We start from the raw sequence: 5,194 nt of genomic DNA, 5'->3' as shown, positions 1-5,194 counted from the left end.
TAAACCGTTTTGGCGATAGCTCCCCGCATCCCATATGCTTCTCACGTCCCCGACGCGCTAACAAGCGCCCAGGCGGGCCCTTAGCCCTCATCGTCTAGTGGCCCAGGACGCCGCCCTTTCAAGGCGGTAGCACGGGTTCGAATCCCGTTGGGGGCACGCAACACTGTGTGCGAGACTCGTCTCGCACATTGCTAGGTCCTGTGGAGCAGCTTGGAGTGCTCGCCACCCTGTCAAGGTGGAGGCCGCGGGTTCAAATCCCGTCAGGACCGCTGTGGCTCGCGAGAGCCGCGTGGCTGGGTAGCTCAGTTGGTACGAGCGATCGCCTGAAAAGCGATAGGTCGCCGGTTCGATCCCGGCCCCAGCCACTCTTCTTCTTCCGTACGGACGCCCCTGTCGAGAGCTTCGGCAGGGGCTTACGCGTACCCACGCGCGAAATGGGTTCGCCACTCTCCCGGCCCGGGTGAGACCCTGGGCTCGGTATGTCTACTTCCCTCGCCGACCTTCAGTCCCTGCTGGCCGAGGTGTCGCTGCGTGACTCGCAGCGCCTCGGCCGCCGCCTCGAAGGCGTCCGGCGCATCCGCGAGCCCGAAGCCCGGCAGGCCGTCCTCGACGAGATCGCGGTCCAGGCCGGCAGGTCCGCCGAGCGTGTGCGCGCCCGCGCGGCCCGGATGCCGGCGATCACGTACCCCGAGCAACTGCCCGTCAGCCAGAAGAAGGACGTGATCCTGGAGGCGATACGCGACCACCAGGTCGTGATCGTCGCCGGTGAGACCGGATCGGGAAAGACCACCCAGATCCCCAAGATGTGCATGGAGCTGGGCCGGGGCGTCCGGGGCATGATCGGGCATACGCAGCCCCGCCGGATCGCCGCCCGTACGGTCGCCGAGCGCGTCGCCGACGAGTTGAAGACCCCGCTCGGCGAGGCCGTCGGCTGGAAGGTCCGCTTCACCGACCAGGTGAACCAGGACGCGACCTTCGTCAAGATCATGACGGACGGCATCCTGCTCGCCGAGATCCAGTCGGACCGCGATCTGCGCGCGTACGACACGATCATCATCGACGAGGCCCACGAGCGCAGCCTCAACATCGACTTCCTGCTCGGCTATCTCGCCCAGCTACTCCCCAGGCGCCCCGATCTGAAGCTCGTCATCACCTCGGCGACGATCGACCCGGAGCGCTTCTCCCGCCACTTCGGCGACGCGCCGATCGTGGAGGTCTCCGGCCGTACGTTCCCGGTCGAGGTCCGCTACCGGCCCCTCCTCGAAGAGGAGGGCGACGAGGGCGACCGCGACCAGATCACCGCGATCTGCGACGCCGTGGACGAACTCCAGTCGGAGGGCCCCGGCGATGTCCTGGTCTTCCTCTCCGGTGAGCGCGAGATCCGTGACACCGCCGACGCGCTCGACAAGCGCAAGCTCCGGCACACCGAGGTGCTCCCCCTCTACGCGCGCCTCTCGCACGCCGAGCAGCACCGGGTCTTCCAGAGACCCGGCGGCGGCGCGACCCGCAGGATCGTGCTGGCGACGAACGTGGCGGAGACGTCGCTGACCGTGCCGGGCATCAAGTACGTGATCGACCCCGGCACCGCCCGTATCTCCCGCTACTCCCACCGCACCAAGGTCCAGCGCCTGCCGATCGAGCGGATCTCGCAGGCCAGCGCCAACCAGCGCAAGGGCCGCTGCGGCCGTACGTCGGACGGCATCTGTATCCGGCTGTTCTCCGAGGACGACTTCGAGGCGCGGCCCGAGTTCACGGACGCCGAGATCCTCCGTACGAATCTGGCCTCCGTCATCCTCCAGATGACGTCGGCAGGCCTGGGCGAGATCGAGAAGTTCCCCTTCATCGACCCGCCGGACCACCGCAACATCCGCGACGGTGTCCAACTCCTCCAGGAACTGGGCGCGTTCGACGCCGCGCAGAAGGATCCGCGCAAGCAGCTCACCCCACTCGGCCGCAAGCTCTCGCAGCTGCCCGTCGACCCGCGCCTCGCGCGCATGGTCATCGAGGCGGAGCGCAACGGCTGCGTACGCGAGGTGATGGTGATCGCCTCCGCGCTCTCCATCCAGGACCCGCGCGAACGCCCCTCGGAGAAGCAGACCCAGGCCGACCAGCAGCACGCCCGCTTCCGGGACGAGTCCTCCGACTTCCTGGCCTTCCTGAATCTGTGGCGCTACGTCCGCGAGCAGCAGAAGGCCCGCGGCTCCTCCGCCTTCCGCCGGATGTGCAAGTCGGAGTATCTGAACTTCCTGCGGATCCGCGAGTGGCAGGACATCTACTCGCAACTGCGCACGGTCGCGAAGCAGATGGGCATCAAGTTCGACGAGAACGACGACAGCGCCCCGGCCCCCGACCAGTCCGTGCACATCTCGTTGCTGGCCGGTCTGCTGTCGCACATCGGCCTGAAGGACGTGAAGGACGGCGCGAAGAACGAGTACGTGGGTGCCCGCAACGCGAAGTTCGCGGTCTTCCCCGGCTCGGCCCTCTTCAAGAAGCCGCCGCGCGTCATCATGTCCGCCGAGCTGGTGGAGACGTCCCGGCTGTGGGCGCGGGTCAACGCGAAGATCGACCCCGAGTGGATCGAGCCGCTGGCCCAGCACCTGATCAAGCACACGTACAGCGAGCCGCACTGGGAGAAGGACCAGGCGGCCGTGATGGCGTACGAGAAGGTCACGCTGTACGGCGTACCGATCGTCGAGCGGCGCAAGGTGAACTTCGGCCGAATCGACGCGGAGGCGTCGCGCGACCTGTTCATCCGCAACGCGCTCGTCGAGGGCGACTGGCGGACGCACCATCAGTTTTTTCATGACAATCGCAAACTTCTGGGCGAGGTCGAGGAGTTGGAGCACCGCGCTCGGCGCCGCGACATCCTCGTGGACGACGAGACGCTGTTCGACTTCTACGACGAGCGGGTGCCCGATCATGTGGTCTCCGGCGCCCACTTCGACTCGTGGTGGAAGCACCGGCGCACGGAGGAGCCCGAACTCCTCGACTTCGAGCGCTCGATGCTCATCAACGAGGCGGCGGGCGCCGTCACGAAGGACGACTATCCGGACTCCTGGCGGCAGGGCCGGCTCAAGTTCCGGGTGACGTACCAGTTCGAGCCGGGGGCCGACGCGGACGGCGTGACCGTGCACGTACCGCTCCAGGTGCTCAACCAGATCACCTCCGAGGGCTTCGACTGGCAGATCCCGGGACTGCGCGAGCAGGTGGTGGTGGAGCTGATCCGCTCGCTGCCGAAGCCGATCCGCCGCCACTACGTCCCGGCGCCGAACTACGCGGCCAAGTTCCTGGAGCGGGCGGTGCCTCTTCAGGAGGCGCTTCCCGTGACGCTGGCGCGCGAGCTCCAGCGGATGGTCGGGGTGCCCGTCACGGCGGACGACTTCGATCCCGGGCGGGTGCCGGACCACCTCAAGATCACCTTCCGGATCGTCGACGAGCGGCGCCGCAACATCGCCGAGGACAAGGACCTGGAGGCGCTGCGGATCGCGCTGAAGCCCAAGGCCCGCAAGGCGCTCTCGCAGGCCGCGGCGGCGGTGGCGGGGCCGACGGGCGAGTCCGTCGAACGCTCGGGCCTCACGGACTGGACGATCGGCACGCTCTCGCGCACCTTCGAGACCCGGCGGGCCGGCCAGCCGGTCAAGGCGTACCCGGCCCTGGTCGACCAGGGCGCGACCGTGGCCGTACGGCTCTACGACACCGAGGCCGAGCAGCGGCAGGCCATGTGGCAGGGGACGCGGCGGCTGATCCTGCTCAACATCCCGGTCAACCCGGCCAAGTTCGCGTCGGACACCCTCACTAACAAGCAGAAGCTGGCCCTGTCCCGTAACCCGCACGGCTCCATCCAGGGGCTGTTCGAGGACTGCGCGACGGCGGCGGCGGACCGGCTGATCGCCGAGCACGGGGGGCCCGCGTGGGACGAGGAGTCGTACCGCAAGCTGTACGAGAAGGTCCGCGCCGACCTGGTCGACGTGACCGTGCGCACCATCGGCAACGTCGAGCAGATCCTGGCGGCCTGGCAGGCGTGCGAGCGGCGGCTGAAGTCCACGAACAGCCTGGTCCTGATCAACAACGTCCAGGACGTGAAGGACCAGCTGGCGGAGCTGATGCCGGCGGGCTTCGTGACCCGTACCGGACTGCGCAGGCTGCCCGACCTGATGCGCTATCTGGTCGCGGCGGACCGCAGGCTCCAGCAGATGCCGACGAACGTCCAGCGCGACACCACGCGCATGGAGAAGGTCCACGAGATGCGCGACGAGTACGCGTGGCTGCTCGAACAGCTCCCGCGCGGGCGGCCGGTGCCGCAGCAGGTGCTGGACATCCGCTGGATGATCGAGGAACTGCGGGTGAGCTACTTCGCGCACGCGCTGGGCACGGCGCAGCCGGTGTCGGACAAGCGGATCGTGAAGGCGATCGACGCGGCGGTGCCGTAGCCGCCGGCGGGGCGCGGATCCGGTTCGACCGCACCCTTCGAGCTGCTGTACAGTCTGACTTCGCAGCCGCCGGTGGAAATCGCACCGGAGCTGCGAATTCTGGTCCTGTGGAGCAGCTTGGAGTGCTCGCCACCCTGTCAAGGTGGAGGCCGCGGGTTCAAATCCCGTCAGGACCGCATCGCACGCAACGGAGCCCGCATCCCTCGGATGCGGGCTCCGTTGCTGTGTCGGACCGGCAGCCCGAGGCCGCGCCCGCGGCGGAGCCGCGATCGGACGCAGCAGATCCCGTCAGGACCGCTTCTGTACGCAACGGGGCCCGCGTCCTCTGGATGCGGGCCCCGTTGCCGCGTCTTGGGTTGACGGCTTCCCGTGGCGCGGGTAAGTCATCAACAGGGGTCCTTCCCTGGCAGCCCAGGGCCCCGTCCTCCGGGGGGAGTGGCGCGCATGGCGGCATCGGTGGCGAAGCATGAGACCCGCGCGCTCCTGCGCGCCCATCTGGCGGCCGCGACGCGCTATCGACACCTCACGCGGCACTGCGCGGTCTGTCATCGTCTCCAGCGGCTCGTCATGGAGCCTCCCGCGCCCGCCCTCCCGGACGCCGGGGGCACGACAACCAACAGCTCCGCCCCGAACCGCACACCAGAAGCGGACAGCGACCCTCATTAGGCGCTATGCCGGGAGTTGGCAAGAGGTTGCCTCTGTGACGGGTGTCACCGCTCACATTTCCGTAAGGGCTGCGCTTACACCCCACATACAACCCACGA

At 68.2% G+C, this 5,194-nt stretch carries 2 protein-coding genes and 4 tRNA genes; all 6 read left to right on the top strand.

Annotated elements, in window-relative coordinates; all coding sequences use genetic code 11:
• The first annotated feature begins 83 nt into the window (after positions 1-83).
• The 6 genes from P3L51_RS34845 to P3L51_RS34820 all read left to right on the top strand — a co-directional run bounded on the left by P3L51_RS34845 (position 84) and on the right by P3L51_RS34820 (position 5,096).
• Positions 84-156: transfer RNA gene (locus tag P3L51_RS34845), tRNA-Glu, on the top strand.
• A 38-nt stretch (positions 157-194) separates the two neighbouring features.
• A tRNA-Asp gene (locus P3L51_RS34840) sits at positions 195-269 on the top strand.
• 22 nt (positions 270-291) lie between these two features.
• Positions 292-365: transfer RNA gene (locus P3L51_RS34835), tRNA-Phe, on the top strand.
• A gap of 114 nt (positions 366-479) precedes the next feature.
• Entirely contained in the window at positions 480-4,430 is a 3,951-nt protein-coding gene (gene hrpA / locus P3L51_RS34830) for an ATP-dependent RNA helicase HrpA (protein WP_354609374.1), read from the top strand.
• A 101-nt stretch (positions 4,431-4,531) separates the two neighbouring features.
• Positions 4,532-4,606: transfer RNA gene (locus P3L51_RS34825), tRNA-Asp, on the top strand.
• A gap of 268 nt (positions 4,607-4,874) precedes the next feature.
• The gene (locus P3L51_RS34820; protein ID WP_354609373.1) at positions 4,875-5,096 is read left to right on the top strand and encodes a DUF6274 family protein; all 222 of its coding nucleotides are present in this window, start codon (positions 4,875-4,877) and stop codon (positions 5,094-5,096) included.
• Positions 5,097-5,194: the final 98 nt, after the last annotated feature.

Origin of the sequence: Streptomyces panacea, from assembly GCF_040560175.1 — a bacterium.
Classification (GTDB): domain Bacteria; phylum Actinomycetota; class Actinomycetes; order Streptomycetales; family Streptomycetaceae; genus Streptomyces; species Streptomyces panacea.
The sequence above is the reverse complement of the archived record's forward strand: the minus strand, read 5'-3'. Positions and strand labels throughout refer to the sequence as shown.

Bases quoted from the DNA above. Each gene is read 5' to 3' on its own strand.
- P3L51_RS34820 (WP_354609373.1), top strand. From the start codon at position 4,875: ATGGCGGCATCGGTGGCGAAGCATGAGACCCGCGCGCTCCTGCGCGCC.
- hrpA (WP_354609374.1), top strand. From the start codon at position 480: ATGTCTACTTCCCTCGCCGACCTTCAGTCCCTGCTGGCCGAGGTGTCG.